Annotated in this window: 11 protein-coding genes; 3 read left to right on the plus strand and 8 right to left on the minus strand. The window is 68.2% G+C overall.

All coding sequences use genetic code 11. From position 1 onward, the window contains the following. Window positions 1-12: 12 nt before the first annotated feature. On the minus strand, window positions 13-2,742 hold the full coding sequence (locus tag EPA99_RS03050; RefSeq protein WP_129469691.1) for a TonB-dependent receptor plug domain-containing protein: 2,730 nt from the start codon (window positions 2,740-2,742) through the stop codon (window positions 13-15). 1,052 nt (window positions 2,743-3,794) lie between these two features. On the opposite strand from EPA99_RS03050, the gene EPA99_RS18635 reads away from it, so the two are divergent. Further along, window positions 3,795-3,941, plus strand: a complete 147-nt coding sequence (locus EPA99_RS18635) for a hypothetical protein (protein WP_164978538.1) — start codon at window positions 3,795-3,797, stop codon at window positions 3,939-3,941. On the opposite strand, the gene EPA99_RS03055 is transcribed toward EPA99_RS18635, so the two are convergent. The 5 genes from EPA99_RS03055 to EPA99_RS03075 form a co-directional block, all read right to left on the minus strand. Then, window positions 3,926-5,149, minus strand: a complete 1,224-nt coding sequence (locus EPA99_RS03055; protein WP_129469692.1) for an acetylornithine transaminase — start codon at window positions 5,147-5,149, stop codon at window positions 3,926-3,928. The genes EPA99_RS18635 and EPA99_RS03055 overlap by 16 nt on opposite strands. Before the next feature lie 93 nt (window positions 5,150-5,242). Beyond that, complete coding sequence (locus tag EPA99_RS03060; RefSeq protein WP_129469693.1) at window positions 5,243-5,677, minus strand: VOC family protein; 435 nt, start codon at window positions 5,675-5,677, stop codon at window positions 5,243-5,245. A 95-nt stretch (window positions 5,678-5,772) separates the two neighbouring features. Further along, a complete protein-coding gene (locus EPA99_RS03065) occupies window positions 5,773-6,591 on the minus strand; it encodes an SDR family oxidoreductase (RefSeq protein WP_129469694.1) in 819 nt (272 codons plus the stop codon). 45 nt (window positions 6,592-6,636) lie between these two features. Continuing rightward, window positions 6,637-6,927: a hypothetical protein gene (locus EPA99_RS03070; RefSeq protein WP_129469695.1), complete on the minus strand. Its 291-nt coding sequence runs from the start codon at window positions 6,925-6,927 to the stop codon at window positions 6,637-6,639. Window positions 6,928-6,968: 41 nt separating this feature from the next. Next, window positions 6,969-7,625 carry a protein kinase family protein gene (locus EPA99_RS03075; protein WP_129469783.1) on the minus strand — a complete coding sequence of 219 codons (657 nt, stop codon included), beginning with the start codon at window positions 7,623-7,625 and terminating at the stop codon, window positions 6,969-6,971. A gap of 87 nt (window positions 7,626-7,712) precedes the next feature. Between EPA99_RS03075 and EPA99_RS03080 the strand changes: the two genes are divergently transcribed. Next, on the plus strand, window positions 7,713-9,707 hold the full coding sequence (locus EPA99_RS03080) for a bifunctional DedA family/phosphatase PAP2 family protein (RefSeq protein ID WP_129469696.1): 1,995 nt from the start codon (window positions 7,713-7,715) through the stop codon (window positions 9,705-9,707). Window positions 9,708-9,779: 72 nt separating this feature from the next. On the opposite strand, the gene EPA99_RS03085 is transcribed toward EPA99_RS03080, so the two are convergent. Beyond that, window positions 9,780-10,358, minus strand: a complete 579-nt coding sequence (locus EPA99_RS03085; RefSeq protein ID WP_129469697.1) for an LON peptidase substrate-binding domain-containing protein — start codon at window positions 10,356-10,358, stop codon at window positions 9,780-9,782. Between the two features lie 93 nt (window positions 10,359-10,451). Continuing rightward, a complete protein-coding gene (mpl, locus tag EPA99_RS03090; RefSeq protein WP_129469698.1) occupies window positions 10,452-11,816 on the minus strand; it encodes a UDP-N-acetylmuramate:L-alanyl-gamma-D-glutamyl-meso-diaminopimelate ligase in 1,365 nt (454 codons plus the stop codon). Between the two features lie 361 nt (window positions 11,817-12,177). Between mpl and EPA99_RS03095 the strand changes: the two genes are divergently transcribed. Next, entirely contained in the window at window positions 12,178-17,526 is a 5,349-nt protein-coding gene (locus tag EPA99_RS03095; RefSeq protein ID WP_129469699.1) for a GLUG motif-containing protein, read from the plus strand. The last annotated feature ends 1 nt before the right edge of the window (window position 17,527 follow it).

A 17,527-nucleotide genomic window follows, 5' to 3' on the forward strand; every position in this document is an offset into this window, starting at 1 on the left:
CCGGTCAGCCCATCAGAAGCGGTAGGACACCTTGGCGTAGTAACGCGCACCGAAGTAGCCGATCGGGCTGCTGGTCAGGTACTCGTTGTTGCCGTTCTGGTAGTTGGCCACGTCGTAGTTCCACACCGCGGACGGGATCTTGTCCGGGTACTTGTTGAACACGTTGTCGCCGCCCACGCTCAGGGTCCAGCGGTCGTCCGGACGGAAGCTCAGGTCGAAACCAGTGAGCGCCATCGTGCCGATCTCCTGCTTGTAGTAGCGACCGCCATCCAGGGTGACCAAGTCCAGCTGGTCGGCGAACTGCTCATAGCCGGCCAGGCTGGCCACGGTGTACTGCGGCCCATAGATGGACTCGCGCAGGGTCAGGCTGAACTTCTCCCAGTTGAAGGTGGCCGCCAGGTTGACGCGGTAGCGCGGGCTGTTGTGCTCGATGTCCGAGATCGCCGCCGGGGTGAACATCGGGATGCTTTCGAAGCCCGGCGCGCGGCCGGCGCGGGTGACCTCGGTCTTGTTGTAGTTGGCCGCCAGCAGCCAGTCGATCGAACCCCACTCGAACGGGGTCATGTAGTTGGTCACCCAGTCCACGCCGGTGGTCTTGGTGTCCAGCACGTTGCTGAAGAAGCTCAGGTCGATGTTGGCGCGCGCGGTCTGGTCGAAGCTGCCGCCCGGGGCCGAGGGGTCGTTGGCGTCGCTGATGAAGCCGCCCGCCACCAGGGCCGCACCAAGGATCGGGTCGTAGTTGTCATCCGGCACGCCATCGCCGTTGGTATCGGCCGGATCGGGCAGGTCGGCGTTCCAGGTACCGGTGTTGCGGCCGGTACGAGTCGCGGCAGACTGAGCGGTGGAGTAGCTGAAAGAGCCGATGTAGGTGCGGTCCTTGATCTTGATCTGGTAGGCATCCAGGGTCATGGTCAGGTTTTCGAGCGGGCGGAACACCAGGCCCAGCGAGAGGTTCTGGCTGGTCTCCGGCTTCAGGCCGTTGCCGACCGTGGCGCCGGCCAGGGTGGCGGTGGCGCCGGTCGGGCTGACCTGGATGGCCGAGTAGTACTGCTCGCCCATGTTCGGCGCACGGAAGCCGGTGCTGACGGTGCCGCGCAGGGCCAGGGCGTCGGAGAAATCGTAGCGCGTGGTCAACTTGCCCACGGCCTTGTCGCCGAAGTCGCTGTAGTCCTCGTAACGACCTGCCAGATCGACCAGCCACTTGTCGGTCGGGTTGAAGATGGCGTCGGCGAACACGGCGTAGCTATGACGCGAGTAGTCGCCGGTGCCCAGCGGGTTGTAGCCCGGGAAGGACGAGGCGCCGGCGCCGTAGTAGGAGGCCGGCTCGCCCGGCTCGATGCCGTAGCCATCGCGCTTGTACTCCACGCCGGCGTTGAAGGTCATCGGCCGCGCCAGGCCGATCTCGAAATCCTTGGTGACGGCGAAGTCGGTGGTCCACTGGGTCGAATAGAACGTACCGTCGTAGAAGTCGGTCGGCGATGCGCCGGTGTCCTGCCACAGCGAGAAGTTCATCGAGTTGATCGTGTACACGTCCATCTCGTTGCGGCCGTAGCTGGTGGACGCATCCCAGGACCAGTCGCCGAAGTAGCCCTTCAGGCCGGCGGTCAGGTCGTAATCGGTCTCGTCCGACGCCTCGGAAGGATGGAAACCGTAGGGATACTTGTGCTTGACCTCGCCGGTGATCGGGTCGACATAGCCGCCGTCCTGCGAGGGACGACGGTAGTTTTCCTCGGACTCGGCGGTCTTCTTGCCGTAGCTGCCGAAGGCGTAGAACTCCAGGCCATCGCCGAAGTCGTAGCCGGCGTTGAAGGACATGATCTTGCGATGCACTTCTGGCGGGTTGAGCCAGCCGTTCAAGGCAGGGAAGCGCGGGTTCATCAGCGCGCCCTGGTCGTTTTCCAGACGGCTGATCAGATCGCTACGGCCATTGGCCACCGCATAGCTGCGGCAAGCGGCCTGGTCGAGCAGGCAGTTGGCATAGCTGGGATTGGAGAAGCGGAAAACCGACTTGCGGTTTTCGACCTCGGCGCTGAGGCTGACGAAGCCGTTGTCGCCACCCAGGCCCAGGTTGGCGCTCCAGTTGTCGGTGCCGCCACCACCATCGGCAAAACCCGCATAGCCGGCATTGAATTCGCCGCCGTCGCTGTTCTTCTTCAGGATGATGTTGATGACGCCGGCGATGGCGTCAGAACCGTACAGTGCGGCGGCGCCGTCGGTCAGCACTTCGATGTGGTCGATGGCCGACTGCGGGATGTAGGACAGGTCGGTGGCCATTTCGCCATTGGCGGCCACGGCGAAGTTGGAAGTGACGTGGCGGCGCTTGCCGTTGACCAGGATCAGCGTGTGGTTGGCCGTCAGCGAACGCAGGCTGGCGTTGAGGGTCTGGCTGGCCATGTCGCCACCGGTCTGGGTGGCGTTGTAGGAGGGAATCTGATTGGCGATGGCGTTCTGCAGGTCCGGCGCGGCCGAGCGCTTGAGCAGTTCGGGGGTCACCACCTGGATCGGCGCCGGGCTGTCGCTGACGGCCATGTCCATCTTGCGTGTGCCGGTGGAGATCACCGTGACGTTGTCGAGCGTCTTGGCCTCGTCCTTGACGTCATCGGCCGCGTAGGCCTGCCCGGCGGCGCCCGCGGTCAGCAGCAGGGCCAGGGAAGCGGTCCGCAGACCGGAGGCATGACGAATTCCATGTACCGCTGCCGAGACAGCGTTGGAGAGCTGGCAGGACCTGATGGGCTTGCGCATTGACGGAGAACCTCTGATGGCAGGAAAGGCTGGTAGGGGCTGCAAAGAGGTCGGCGCGCATGACACGGCACTCCCGTGTCGACCCATCCCTTGGATCGTGTGCTGCACCGCTCGTGGTCCAAACTAAGGCTTAACAACCACTTCACAGCGCGCTTCCGCGGGTAGGTGGCATCACCCTGGGTAGGGTCGAACAGCACTCAGCAAGGCGCCACGCAACTACCCAGCTCCGCTCGCACGATTACGCTTGCAGCACATGCGCTCACCCCATTGGAGAAGGTTTCATACGCATCGATTTGGACGCATCCGAGGCGAGCAATGCCGGTGCGGGGAGCGGGGCAACGCTCGGTTTGCGTCGATGCGCGTGCGTGCCTGGGTGAGGCGCCTGTTCGTGCATGCGCGGCCACGCGCTTTGTGGACAAGGCCAGCGCACGTACGTGCCGTGTAGCGTCGCAGTGAGCCTCTGATCCGATGCTTGAGGCGGTGGACAAGCTTCGCGTTGTCCACCCTACGGCGGGATTGCGCGGGGTGGACAACGCCGAAGCCTTTTCTACACACCGCATCGCCGTGCGCCGCTGGCGCGGTGGACAAGCTTCGCGTTGTCCACCCTACGGCGGGATTGCGTGGGGCGGACAATGGCGAAGCCTTTTCCGCACACCGCATCGCCACGAGCGCCTGACGCGGTGGACAAGCTTCGCGTTGTCCACCCTACGGTGGGATTGCGTGGGGTGGACAACGGCGAAGCCTTTTCCGCACACCGCATCGCCACGAGCCTGACGCGGTGGACAAGCTTCGCGTTGTCCACCCTACGGCGGGATTGCGCGGGGTGGACAACGGCGAAGCCTTTTCTACACACCGCATCGCCGTGAGCCCCTGGCGCGGTGGACAAGCTTCGCGTTGTCCACCCTGCGGCTGGATTGCGTGGGGTGGACAATGGCGAAGCCTTTTCTACACACCGCATCGCCGTGCACCTCTGGCGTGGTGGACAAGCTTCGCGTTTTCCACCCTACGAAGGGATTGCGTAGGGTGGAAAACGGCGAAGCCTTTTCCACCCGGTGTCCGTCGATGACAAGGCCGAAAACGTGGAAGGCGCGCAGGCCGCGGGCCTGCACGCCTTCCATTTCACCGATGCGGCGACCTTGCGCGAGGCCTTATCGGACTACGGCCTGTTGCGCGCGGGAACCGGTCAGCCCGCCAGGTAGGCCTGCAGCGCGCGGCGCAGGCGCGTCAGCCCCTCGGAGAGCTCTTCATCGCTGATGTTCAGCGCCGGTACGAAGCGCAGCACGTCCGGTCCAGCCTGCAGCAGCAACAGGCCTTCGCGCGCGGCGTGGTCCAGGATGTCCGCGGCCTTGCCCGCGTGGGCCTGGCGCAGGACCGCGCCCAGCATCAGGCCGCGGCCACGCACCTGCGAGAACAGCCCGAACTCGGCATCCAGGGCGGCGATGCCATCGCGCAGCGCCTGCGACTGGCGTTGCACGTTGGCCGCGATCTCCGGCGAGGCCAGCTTGCGCAGGGCCACGCGCGCCACCGCTGCGGCCAGCGGGTTGCCGCCGAAGGTGGTGCCGTGGGCACCGAACTGCATCACCTCGGCGACCTTTGCGCCGACCAGCATGGCCCCGATGGGAAAACCACCGCCCAGCGCCTTGGCCAGGGTGACGATGTCCGGCTGCACCCCGTCGTGCCAGTGCGCGAACAGCTCGCCGGTGCGGCCCATGCCGCTCTGGATCTCGTCCAGCACCAACAGGGCATCGTGGCGGTCGCACAGGGCGCGCACCTGGGCCAGGAAACCCTCGGCCGCCGGCACCACGCCGCCCTCGCCCTGCACCGGCTCCAGCATCACCGCGGCGACATCGCCATGGGCCATGGCCGCTTCCAATTGCGCCAGGTCGTTGAAGTCGACGTAGCGGAAGCCGCCCGGCAGCGGCTCATAGCCTTCCTGATACTTGGGCTGTGCAGTGGCGGTGACCGCCGCCAGCGTGCGCCCGTGGAAGCTGCCGCGGAAGGTGACGATCACGCGCCGCTCGGCGCTGCGCCCCTGCCCGGCCGCCCACTTGCGCACCAGCTTGATCGCCGCCTCGTTGGCTTCGGCGCCGGAGTTGCACAGGAACGCGCGGCTGGCAAAGCGCGAGGCCTCCACCAGCTCCTGCGACAGGCGCAGCGGCGGTTCGCTGTAGAAGACGTTGCTGGTGTGCCACAGCTTGCCGGCCTGTTCGACCAGCGCGGCGGTCAGGTCCGGATCGTGGTGGCCCAGGCCGCACACGGCGATACCGGCGGACAGGTCGATGTACTCGCGTCCCTCGGTGTCCCACAGGCGCGCGCCCTGGCCTCGCTCCAGCACCAGTTCGCGCTGGCGGTACACGCTGAGCGTGTACTGCTTGGCGGAGGCGATGAGGTCGGCGGCGGCAGTCATGGCGTTGCATCCTGTGCGGGAGGGGGTTAAGCCGCGCATTGTCGCCCATCGCTGCGGCCGTGGGGCCATCGGCGCGTCGCGCGCCTGCGCTGCTTACCAGCTGCCGGTGTTGGGCATCGAGGCCCAGGGCTCGGCCGGCGGCAGCGCCGGGCCCTTCTGCAGCAGCTCGATGGAGATGTGGTCGGGGCTGCGCACGAAGGCCATGCGGCCATCGCGCGGCGGACGGTTGATGGTCACGCCCATGCCCTGCAGGTGGGCGCACAGCGCGTAGATGTCCTCGACCTCGAAGGCCAGGTGGCCGAAGTTGCGGGCGCTGCCGTAGTCCTCGACGCTACCATCCTCGGCCGGCCAGTTGTAGGTCAGCTCGATCTCGGCCTGCGGGTTCTCCGGCGCGCCGAAGTACACCAGGGTGAAGCGCCCGGCCTGGCTGTCCTTACGGCGGGTCTCGCTCAGGCCTAAGCCCTGGGTGAAGAACTTCGAGGTCGCGTCCAGGTCGTGGACGCGGAGCATGGCGTGCAGGTATTTCATGGCGGCATTGGTTCCAGGTAGGCGGATCGGGAGGGCTCGGCCGCGCCTGGCGATGGCGGCGGCTCGAGCGTGCGGCGTGCGGACCGTCCTGGCGCTCAGTCCAGGAACAGATCCGGAAGCAGCGGCTGGGTCGGATCGACTGCATAGGACGACAGATCGGTGATGCCGGCCTCGGCCAGGACCTCATCGTCGATGAAGAACCGGCCACAGGTGCTGGCGGCCGGTCGCGTCAGCACGGCATGGGCGGCGTCGGCCATGATCTGGGGCGAGCGCCCGTTGGCCACCGACACGCCCGGAATCATGTTGAGCGCATCGGTGGAGATCAGGGTGCGTGGCCACAGCGCATTGACGCCCACCCCGCGCGGGCCGAACTCGGCCGCCAGCCCCAGCGTCACCAGGCTCATGCCCATCTTGGCCAGGGTGTAACCGGTGTGCGGCCCCCACCACTTCGGGTCCAGAGACGGCGGCGGGCACAGGGTGAGGATGTGTGGGTTGGCGCTGTCCAGCAGATGCGGCAGGCAGGCCTGCGCGCACAGGAAACTGCCGCGCGCGTTGACCTGCTGCATCAGGTCGAAGCGCTTGATCGGCGTGTCCAGGGTGCCGCGCAGCCAGATCGCGCTGGCGTTGTTGACCAGGATGTCGATACCGCCGAAGGCCTCGACGGTGGCGGCCACCGCCGCCCGCACCTGGTCCTCCTCGCGGATGTCGCACTTCAGCGCCAGGCCACGGCCGCCGGCGGCCTCCACCGCGGCCGCGGCGCTATGGATGGTGCCGGGCAGCTTGGGATTGGGCACGGCCGACTTGGCGGCAATGGCCACGTTGGCGCCATCGCGGGCGGCACGCAGGGCGATGGCCAGGCCGATGCCACGCGAGGCACCGGTGATGAAGAGGGTCTTGCCGGCAAGGTGGTTCATGACATGCATCCGATCAGGAAAGAGGGCGACCCATCCGCGCCGGACTCATCGCGCCACGCAGGCATGGGCCTGGCAGAGGGCCTGAGGACGCGGGCCGGACTGGTTGGCCGCCGGGCACTGGGCATTGCGCAGCAGCTTGGCGTTGCGGCCGACGTACCAGCGCTCCATCGCCAACTGGTAGCGCGTGCCGACCACGGCCCAGCCCTGGCAGTTGAGGAAGATCACCGCGCACTGCGCGTCGGTGTCGCAGGCGAACCACTCGGCCTGTGGCCGGGCATCGCGCTTGGGCGCATCGCTCCAGCCGGGCAGCAGGACCAGGCAGGCGGCCAGCACCATCAACACACCTCCGCGCCCAGGCTGGACCCTGCGGCCTGTGCTCATGGCTTGGGCCCTTGTCCCTCGTTGTCCTCCCAGTGCAGCAGGCGCCGGGTGACGAAACGGTAGACCGGTTTGCCGGTGCGGAACCACAGCTCGCGTACCCAGGAGGTGCGCTTGAGCACCCGCCGCTCCACCGGGGTGATGGCCGCCGGACAGTACATGCGCTTGTGCTTGAGCAGATGGCGCAGGTCCTCGCGCGCCAGCAGCCGCATCCAGCGCGAACGCGGATGCCCGCGCACGGCCAGCTGGAAATCGATCACCGCTGGAGTGCCATCCTCCTGCACCAGCCAGTTGGCCTCCTTGGCCAGGTCGTTGTGGGCGATGCCGGCGCGGTGCACGCGCTGTAGCAGACGCCGCGCGCGATGGAAATACGCCACATCGCCACGCGGCGGTTGCAGGTACATCGGCTGGCCCGGCAGGTAGCCGCGCTCCAGGTGGGTGCCGTCCCAGCGCAACAGCGCCGGGGTGTCGGCCAATCCGTCCAGCTGGCGCAGCGCGCGGGCCTCGCGCGCGGCCAGCCAGTTCGCCAGCGGTCGCAGCCAGCGCGGCGAGGCGGTCAAATCGCGCAGCACGAACACGCGCTGCCCATCGTGCACCAGCGCCACGCGCCCGAAGGTGTCGGCCTTCAGTGCCTGCTCGCTGCGGGGGTTCGGGATATCCACCCTGTCATTTTAATGCCGCGCAAGGGGATGGCGGACAGCCCGTCAGGCCCAGGTGCATGAACGCCTCCTATACTCCGGCCGATGGATGCCTGGTTCAACGCCCTGCTCGACTGGATTGCCGCCCACCCGATCGCTGCTGGCATCGCCGTGTTCGCCATCGCCCTGTCCGATTCGCTGATCATCCTGGGCACCATCGTGCCCGCGCTGCCGCTGCTGTTCGCGGTGGGCGTGCTGATCGGCCTGGGGGAGCTCTCCGGCCCCTACGCGGTGGTCAGCGCGGCGCTGGGCGCCTTCGTCGGCGATGCGACCAGCTTCTGGGCCGGTCGTCGCTGGGGCGCGCAGATGCGCAGGATGTGGCCTTTCAGCCGCTTTCCGCAGTTGCTGATCCGCGGCGAGGTGATGTTCCGCCGCAACGCGGTCAAGAGCATCTTCGTGGCGCGCTTCGTCGGCGCGATCCGGCCCTTCGTCCCGGCCGTGGCCGGCATGCTGCACATGCCGCTGCGCCGCTATGCCCCGGCCAGTGCGCTGGCCGCGGTGGCCTGGGCGCTGATCTTCCTCGCCCCGGGCTGGATGCTGGGCCAGGCCTACGACGCGGTCGCCGCCGTCGCCGGACGGCTGAGCATCGTGCTGGGGCTGCTGCTGGTGGCCTTGGCCGCGGTGTGGGCGCTGGTGCTCTACAGCTACCGCTGGTTCGCCGACCACGCCGACAGCCTGTCCACGCGGCTGCTGGCGTGGTCGCACGCCCATCCGGTGCTGGGCCGCTACTCCATCGGTCTGCTCGACCCGATGCGCCGCGAGTCGCCCTCGCTGGTGGTGCTGGCCATCTCGCTGATCGCGCTGGGCTGCGTGTGCTTCTTCTTCATCGGCACGGTGATCAACCACGGCGAGCCGCTGTCCATCGACCTGGCGGTGTACGGCCTGATGCACGGCCTGCGCAATCCGCTGGCCGATGGCCCGCTCTCGGCCATCGCCTCGCTGGGCGATGCGCAGGTGCTGGTCCCGGCCACCGCGGCGGTGATGGCCTACCTGGTCTGGCGCCGCCGCTGGCTGGCGATCGGGCACTGGGTGGCCGCCATCGGCTTCGGCCTGGCCCTGACTGCCCTGCTGGGGGCAGTGGTGGACATCCCCAAGCCGCCGCTGGTGGTGCGCGGCTTCGGCTTTCCTTCGATCACGGTGACCTTCACTACCATCACCTTCGGCTTCTTCGCGGTGATGGTGGCGCGCGGAATGCCCGGGCGCGACCGCATCTGGCCGTACATGGTGGCCGGCGTGGTGGTGGTGCTGGTGGGCTTTGCGCGCATCTACCTGGGCGCGCACTGGCTCAGCGACGTGGTCGGCGGCAGCCTGTTGGGCGGCATGTGGGTGCTGGTGCTGGGCATCGCCTACCGCAGCCGCGCCTACCGGCCGCTGTGGGTCAAGCCACTGGCGTGGATGTTCTACGGGGTGTTCATCGCCGCCGCGCTCTGGCACGTGCCACGCGCGGCCGGCCCCCTGCTGGCGCGCTTCGATGGCCCGGCGGCCAGCGTGGATATCGGTCGCCAGGTCTGGTGGGCCGGCGATTGGCGCACCCTGCCCGGGCGCCGCAACGAGTTCGACGACGCCCACCGCTGGCCGCTGGACGTGCAGGTCGCCGGGCCACTGGCGCCGCTGCAGACGCGCCTGATCAGCGCCGGCTGGCGCGTGCAGCCGCAGGCCGGCTGGCAGGCCGCGCTGAGCCTGCTGGACAACGACGAGAACGGCGCCGACCAGCCGGTGCTTCCGGCCACCGTGGACACCCGCGCCGAGGCGCTGCTGATGCTGCGCGAAGGCCCGCAACCCGGCCAGCGCTACGCCTTGCGCCTGTGGGCCACGCCAATCCGCCTGCAGCCCGGCGATGAGCCGGTATGGATCGGCAGTGCGCAGACGCTGGAGCATCGTAAGCTGCTGGGCCTGATCGGCCTGTGGCGTCCGCTGCCGGAGGCGCAACCGCCGCTGCAGGCGCTGATCGACGCTTCGCAGGGACTGGACCAGGAACTTGCGCCGCATCCGGAAACCGGACTGCCGGTGCTGCGGCTGCGGACCTTGCCCACGCCCTGAGCTACGCCTCGCAGCTTGTCCCCACGGCGCACCGGCACTTCAGAGCGCCGCTCCAGGCGGCCCCTGCGCCGGTCAATCCATCAGCGACAGCAGCCGGTCCAGCCGGGTATGCACATCGTCTTCCTGCAACACCGCCAGGCGCTGCTGGTCGCTGAGCGGCAGCAGTTCGGCCAGGCGCCAGCCGACCCAGGCCGCATTGTCGATCTGCTCGGGCGGCAGCGCCGCCGCATCCTGGCCCATGGCCTCGTAGATCTTCTCCAGCACGGTGGCCATCAGGCCGTGCTCGGCGCGCAGTTCGTCGTCGGCATCCGGCGCGGCCCACGCGATCTCGCCCACCACCAGCCCGTTGTCGCGCACGCGGGTGCGCAGCACGTGGAAACGCCGGCGCCCGCGCACGCGCAGCGCCAGCAGGCCGTCCTCGCCGGTGTCGAAGTCCTCGATGATCGCCTCGGTGCCGTAGGCCGCCGGCATTGCCGGGGCGCCAGCCTCCTGGCCATCCAGGATCAGGCAGATGCCGAACCCGGTGCCGGCGCGCCCGCAGTCGCGCACCAGATCCAGATAGCGGCGCTCGAACACCCGCAGGCCCAGCGCCGCACCGGGCAGCAGCACGGTGTGCAGCGGGAACAATGGCAGGGTGTCGTGGTCGGCCATGGCTCCAGTGTAAGGGGCCAGGAGTGAGTGGGGAGAAGTGAGGAGTGAGAGACAGGCCGTGACCGCCTGCGCTCACTCCTCACTCCTCTACGCTCACTCCTGCTGCAAGGCAGACAAATAGCGGCGCGGGGCGCCATCGAAGCCGCCGTTGGACATAAACACCACGTGGTCTCCCGGGTCGGCGATGTCGGCCAGCGCCGCCAGCAAGGCATCCGTGTCCTGCACGGCATGGGCCTGGCCGCGGACGGCAGCGATCACCTTGCCGGCGTCCCAGGCCAGTTCCGGACGATGCAGGAAGACCACAGCGTCGGCACCATCCAGCGAAGGCGCCAGCGCATCGGCATGCGCCCCGAGCCGCATCGAGTTGCTGCGCGGCTCCATGGCCACAACGATGCGCGCACCCCCGACCTTGGCGCGCAGGCCTTCGAGCGTGGTGGCGATCGCGGTGGGGTGATGGGCGAAATCGTCGTAGACGGTGATGCCGCGCGCCTGGCCGATCACTTCCAGCCGGCGCTTGACGCTGCGAAAGCGCGCCAGCGCCGGGATCGCGGCGGGCAGGTCGACGCCCACCGCATGGGCCGCCGCAAGCGCGGCAAGCCCGTTGAGCACGTTGTGCCGCCCCACCAGCGGCCACTGCACCTGGCCGATTTCCACGCCCTGCCTGAGCACGGCGAAGGCACTGCCGTCGGCGGCGATCAGGCGCGCGCTCCATTCCAGCGACGGGTCGAAGCCGAAGCGTTCCACCGGCGTCCAGCAGCCCATCGCCAGCACCTCATCCAGGCGCGCATCCTCGCCATTGACGATCAGCCGGCCCTGGCCCGGCACGGTGCGCACCAGATGATGGAACTGGCGCTGGATCGCGGCCACGTCCGGGAAGATGTCGGCATGGTCGTACTCCAGGTTGTTGAGGATCGCCACGGTCGGCCGGTAGTGCACGAACTTGCTGCGCTTGTCGAAGAACGCGGTGTCGTACTCGTCGGCCTCCACCACGAACTCGGCGCCCTGCCCCAGCCGCGCCGAGACGCCGAAATCCTCGGCCACGCCACCGATGAGAAAGCCTGGCGCGCGCCCGGCGGCCTGCAGCAGATAGGCCAGGATGGTGGTGGTGGTGGTCTTGCCGTGGGTGCCGGCCACCGCCAGCGTGGTGCGCCCGGGCAGCACGGTCTCGCTCAGCCACTGTGCGCCGGAGGTATAGCGCCGGCCTGCATCGAGCACCGCTTCCACCGCGGCATTGCCGCGCGAGAGCGCATTGCCCACGATCACCTGTTCGCAGTCCGGCGCGATGTGCTCGGGCAGATAGCCCTGCTTGAGCGCGATGCCCAGCCGCTCCAGCTGCGTGGACATCGGCGGATAGATCGCCTGGTCGCTGCCCTCGACGGTGTGACCCAGCTCGCGGGCCAGCGCGGCCACGCCGCCCATGAAGGTCCCGGCGATGCCGAGGATATGCAGTTTGCTCATCGGCCGATTGTCGCCGATCCGCCTGTGCGCGCAAACCGGCGCGGCGGTTTTCGGTTGGCACGTTTGCGTGTCGTGTCGGCGCGCGCCCGATCGCGCAGGCGCCTGCCGATCCCGCCCGCAACGCCCTAGAGCCGGTGAGGACAGTCTTATGTTCAGTCGTCGCTCAAGTTCACACGCCGCGCGCCGCTATGTCGAAAGGGGCATGCCTGTCCCAGGGGAGGACAGGCGTGCATGACACGGGGATCAAGGGAAATCGGATGTCCCATCGGCAGACCAATCGTCCCTTGTCAGCCCGCAGCCGTGGCGCTCCTGATGGGCGGCCAATGCCCGCTGCCCATCTCATTACAGTCAAAGGATCTCGATGAACCGCATCTTCCGTACCGTGTGGAGCCATACGCTCCAGGCCTGGGTTGTGACCAGCGAATTGGGCCAACGGTGCGGTAAACGCGGCAAAGGACAGGCCCTGAGCGTGCTGTTGCTGACACCCCTGGCCGCCGCGGCAGCGGACCTGCCTACCGGCGGCAAGGTGGTCTCCGGCCATGCCGACCTCTCCAGCAACGGCCAGCAGCTCACCATCGACCAGACCAGCGGCAAGCTGGCCATGGACTGGCAGAGCTTCGACATCGGCGCCAACCAGCGCGTGGTGTTCCGCCAGCCCGACAGCCAGGCCATCGCCCTGAACCGGGTCGTGGGCCAGGACGCTTCGCGGATCCTCGGCAATCTGGACGCCAACGGCCGTGTGTTCCTGGTCAACCCCAACGGCATCCTGTTCGGCCAGGGCGCCAGCGTGAATGTTGGCGGGTTGGTCGCCTCGACCCTGGGCATCTCCAACGAGGATTTCCAACAGGGTCGGTATCGCTTCAAGAGCGAGGGCACGCCCCAGTCAGTCATCAACCAGGGCAGCCTGCAGGTGCGCGACGGCGGTGCGGTGGCGCTGCTTGGCGGACAGGTCAGCAACCAGGGTGTGATTGTCGCAACGGGCGGCAGCGTGGCCCTGGCCGCTGGCCAGGGCATGACATTGGACTTCGCGGGCGACGGCCTGCTGAGCGTCAAGGTGGATGAAGCCACCGCTGACGCCCTGGCGGAGAATCGCGAGCTGATCCGCGCCAACGGCGGCCAGGTGCTGCTGACCGCCCGCGCCGGCGACGCCCTGCTCAAGACCGTGGTCAACAACACCGGCGTGATCGAGGCGCAGACCCTGGCAGAGCGTGGCGGCAGGATCGAACTGCTCGGCGGTTTCGATGGCGGCACCGTGCACGTGGCCGGCACCCTGGATGCCAGCGCGCCGAACGCGGGCAACGGCGGCTTTATCGAGACCAGCGGCGCCCACGTCCAGGTGGCCGAGGGCACGCGCATCACCACCCTGGCTGCCCAGGGCCGCAGCGGCACCTGGCTGCTCGACCCGACCGACTTCACCGTCGGCGCCGGCAGCGGCGCCGCGAGCGCGAGCGGCATCGGCGCCAGCACCCTGGCGGCCAACCTGCAGAACGGTAACGTCACACTGCAGACCGTCAGCAGCGGCAGCGAGAGCGGCAACATCAACGTCGATGCAGCGGTGGCCTGGAGCGCCAACACCGTTTTGACGCTGAACGCACACGGCGACATTTTCCTCAACGCGCCTGTGACCGCCACCGGCGCCAGTGCAGGCCTATCGCTCAACTACGGCGGCCATGTCCAGAACGGCAGCGCGAGCGCCGGCAGCGACTATCACGTCAACGCCCCGGCCACCCTCGGCGGCGCCCAGGCCAGCCTGAGCATCAACGGCCAGGCGTACACGCTGATCCACTCCTTGGCTGACGCGGCCACCTATCTCAACAGTCCTGGTGCCTACGCGCTGGCCCAGGACATCGACCTGAGCGGCGTCACCCGCAGCAGCGCCCTGGTGTCCTCCTTCCAGAGCAAGCTGGCCGGCCTGGGCCACAGCATCAACAACCTGACCATCTCCGGCGCCAGCGGCTACGTTGGCCTGTTCGGCACCACCAGCAGCAACAGCCTCGTCCGCGACGTGCACTTGGGCAACGCCTCCATTTCCGGCGGCTATTACGTCGGCGGCCTGGTCGGGTATGGCCAGGGCACGATCAGGAACGTCACCGTCGACGGCACGGTCACCGGAAGCTCCGGCGGCGTCGGAGGATTAGCCGGCTACAACCTGGGCTTGATCGACGGCAGCGCGTTCGCCGGCAGTGTCAACGGGCAAAGCGCGGTCGGCGGCGTGGTGGGCAACAACGTCAGCGGCACGATCCGCAACACCCACAGCACCGGTAGCGTGACCGGCAGTTCCTCCAACACCGGCGGCCTGGTCGGCTACAACGACGGTGGCAGCCTCACCAACACGTATTCCACCAGCAACGTGAGCGGCACCAACTATGTCGGCGGCCTGGCCGGAACCAACCAGAACGCCGGCACGATCAAGAACAGCTATGCCAGCGGCAGCGTGATCGGCACCAGCTACGGGGTCGGCGGGCTGGTCGGCATGAACTACCAGAGCGCCATCGCCAACACCTACGCCACCGGCAGCGTCACCGCACCAACCTCGGTGGGCGGGCTGGTGGGCATCAACAACCCTGGCAGCGCGGCCGTCACCTCCGCCAGCGTCAGCAACAGTTACGCCACTGGGGCGGTCAGCGGCACCAACAATGTCGGTGGGCTGATCGGCGCCAATACGGGCAGCGTCAGCAATGCGTCCTGGGACGTCGGCAGCACCGGCCAGGCCAATGCCATCAGCAACAGCGGCAGCGGCAGCGTCACCAACCTGACCAGCTTCGGTAGCGGCAACCGCTACGGCCACAATACGTACGGCACTCTCGGCACCTGGTCGCTGCTCGCCGGCAGCAGCAACGTCTACGTCGCCAGCGATGGCCTGGGCAATCCCGCCTGGATCATGATCGAAGGCCAGACCCGCCCGTTCCTGGCCAGCGAGTACAGCACCCGCATCGGCAACGCCCACCAGTTGCAGTTGATGGCGTACAACCTGGCGGCCAACTACAGCCTGTCCGCCGACATCGATGCCAGCCAGACCGCCGGCAGCAACGCCAGCGGCATGTGGAGCAGCGCCGGCTTCAGCCCGGTCGGCGACAGCACCGGCGCCTTCACCGGCAGCCTCAAGGGCGCAGACCACACGATCTCCGGGCTGACCATTGCCCGCGGCGGCGCGTCCTACGTCGGCCTGTTCGGCAACACCGGCGCGGGCAGCCAGATCGGCGACCTGGCCCTGACCGGCGCCACCGTCGTGGGCACCGCCTACGTAGGCGGTGTCGCCGGCTTCAATGCCGGCAGCCTCAGCGACATCCGCGTCAACGGCACCATGAGCGGTACCGGCAACTTCGTCGGTGGCCTCACCGGCTACAACGATGCCGGGACGATCGCCGGCGTGCAGACCAGCGGCACCGTGATCGGCAGCGGCGGCCCCTACAGCGGCAACTATGTCGGCGGGCTGATCGGCAGCAATGCTAACGGCACGATTAGCGCCTCGTCCTCGTCGAGCACGGTGTCCGGCGGCAGCAGCGCCGGCGGCCTGGTCGGCAACGACTACCAGGGCACCTACACCGACGCCTTCGCCACCGGCAACGTCAGCAGCACCAGCACGACCACCGGCAACAACATCGGTGGACTGATCGGCAATGCCATCCAGAGCACCCTGCAGAACGTCCACGCCACCGGCAACGTCACCGCGACCACCTCGAGTGCCGGCGGCCTGGTCGGCATGGCCGGCGCCGGCACCATCCAGAACGCGTATGCCAGCGGCAACGTGTCGGGAACCCGGAGCGTGGGCGGCTTGGTCGGACGCAGTTCCGCCGCGATCGACACGGCCTATGCGACCGGCGCGGTGAACGGCACCTCGTCCGAAATCGGCGGGCTAATCGGGACCATGGACCACGGCAGCGTCACGTCGACCCATGCCACCGGCACCGTGTCCGGCGGCCGCTTTGTCGGCGGACTGGTCGGCTACAGCAATACTGGAAGCGTGGGCGCGTCCTACGCCACCGGCAACGTGGCCGGGACCGACTATCTCGGCGGACTGGTGGGCTACAACGAGAGCGGCAGTATCGGCAACGCCTACGCCACCGGCAACGTTTCCGGCGGCATGTATGTCGCCGGACTGGCCGGCTACAACGACGAGGGCACCATCGCCAACACCTACGCCAGCGGCGATGCCACCGGCACGGCGTATGTCGGCGGACTGGTCGGCGTCAACTACAACAATACCGTGCGCAACTCCTACGCCACCGGCAATGTGTCCGGCACCGGCGCGGTCGGCGGCCTGGTCGGCTCCAACTCCAATGGCAGCATCATCGCCAGCTTCTTCGCCACCGACATCGGCGGCAACCCGCGCAACGTGGGACTGAGCGCGGTCGGCAACAGCGGCGGCAGCATCGATGCGACCAGCGGCGGCCGCTCCTGGGCCGCGCTCAACACGCTATCGACCTTCACCGACGCCGGCTGGGCGATCGACGACCAGGGCGGCACCGGGCAGACCTGGCGCCTGTACGAACAGATGGGAACCCCGCTGCTGCGCAGTTTCCTCACCCAGCTTTCGATCACCACCAGCATCTCCGGACAGGACAAGACCTACGACGGCACCGGTGCCAGCGGCGTGATTCCTTCCTACACCGTGGGCGGCCCGTTCGACCCTGGCCTGTTGTTCGGATCTTCGCTGCGCTATGCCACCACGGGCAGCAACGCCGGGAGCTACACCACCGGCGCTGGCAACCTGCGCATCGGTGGCCTGGCCTCTTCGCAGCAGGGCTATGACATCGCCTATACGGTCACCGGCGGCATCACCATCAGCCCCAAGGTCCTGACTGGCGCCATCTCCGCCCAGGGCAAGACCTACGACGGCACCACCAGCGCCACCACGGTTGGCAGCCTGAGCGGCGTGATCGGCAACGATGCCGTGAGCCTGAGCACCAGTGGCACTTTCGCGGACAAGAACGCCGGGAGCGGCAAGACGGTGAATGTCAGCGGCAGCCTCGGCGGCAGCGACGCCGGCAACTACGTGCTGGGCAGCACCAACGCCACCACGACCGCCAACATCACGCCCAAGACCATCACCAGCAACGTGACGGCGCAGGACAAGACCTACGATGGCACCACCGCGGCCATCGTCTCGGGCAGCCTCAATGGCGTGCTCGCCGGTGATGCCGTGGTCCTGGGCACCAGCGGCCGGTTCAGCGACCGGAACGCCGGGGTCGGCAAGACGGTCCAGGTCAGCGGCCGCCTTGAAGGTGCCGATGCCGGGAACTACCAGCTTCAAGCCGAGACCACGGCCACCCTGGCCGATATCGCCCAGGCACCGCTGACGGTCACCGCGCTGGACGCCAGCAAGGCGACCGGCCAGGCGAGCGTGCTGGACCGTTACAGCGTGGCAGGGCTCTTGGCCGGCGACACCGTAGCCGGTGTCCGCCTGAGCAGTTCCGGCGCCGATGCCGCAGCCGCGCCGGGCGACTACGCCATCCTTGCCAGCGATGCGGTCGGCAGTGGCCTGGGCAACTACCTCATCGACTATCGCCCCGGCGTCCTGTCGGTCCAGGGCCAAACCACGACATTGCCCACAGCCGCACTCGTGGCACGGGCGGCGGTGCTTGTGCCGATCCGCGAAAAGCCGTCGCTGGTCGTGCCCGCCCCGCCGCAGGCGGCGACCGCTCCCCTGAGCACCCTGCCAGGCCTGGACATCATCAATCGTGGCATCCGCCTGCCGGAAGGAATTTGAA

The organism is Pseudoxanthomonas composti (assembly GCF_004122095.1).
GTDB lineage: Bacteria > Pseudomonadota > Gammaproteobacteria > Xanthomonadales > Xanthomonadaceae > Pseudoxanthomonas_A > Pseudoxanthomonas_A composti.

What these genes read in the sequence shown, in the direction of transcription:
- EPA99_RS03055 (WP_129469692.1), bottom strand. Translation starts at nt 5,149, where the DNA reads ATGACTGCCGCCGCCGACCTCATCGCCTCCGCCAAGCAGTACACGCTC.
- mpl (WP_129469698.1), bottom strand. Translation starts at nt 11,816, where the DNA reads ATGAGCAAACTGCATATCCTCGGCATCGCCGGGACCTTCATGGGCGGC.
- EPA99_RS03050 (WP_129469691.1), bottom strand. Translation starts at nt 2,742, where the DNA reads ATGCGCAAGCCCATCAGGTCCTGCCAGCTCTCCAACGCTGTCTCGGCA.
- EPA99_RS03080 (WP_129469696.1), top strand. Translation starts at nt 7,713, where the DNA reads ATGGATGCCTGGTTCAACGCCCTGCTCGACTGGATTGCCGCCCACCCG.
- EPA99_RS03070 (WP_129469695.1), bottom strand. Translation starts at nt 6,927, where the DNA reads ATGGTGCTGGCCGCCTGCCTGGTCCTGCTGCCCGGCTGGAGCGATGCG.
- EPA99_RS03060 (WP_129469693.1), bottom strand. Translation starts at nt 5,677, where the DNA reads ATGAAATACCTGCACGCCATGCTCCGCGTCCACGACCTGGACGCGACC.
- EPA99_RS03065 (WP_129469694.1), bottom strand. Translation starts at nt 6,591, where the DNA reads ATGAACCACCTTGCCGGCAAGACCCTCTTCATCACCGGTGCCTCGCGT.
- EPA99_RS03095 (WP_129469699.1), top strand. Translation starts at nt 12,178, where the DNA reads ATGAACCGCATCTTCCGTACCGTGTGGAGCCATACGCTCCAGGCCTGG.
- EPA99_RS03085 (WP_129469697.1), bottom strand. Translation starts at nt 10,358, where the DNA reads ATGGCCGACCACGACACCCTGCCATTGTTCCCGCTGCACACCGTGCTG.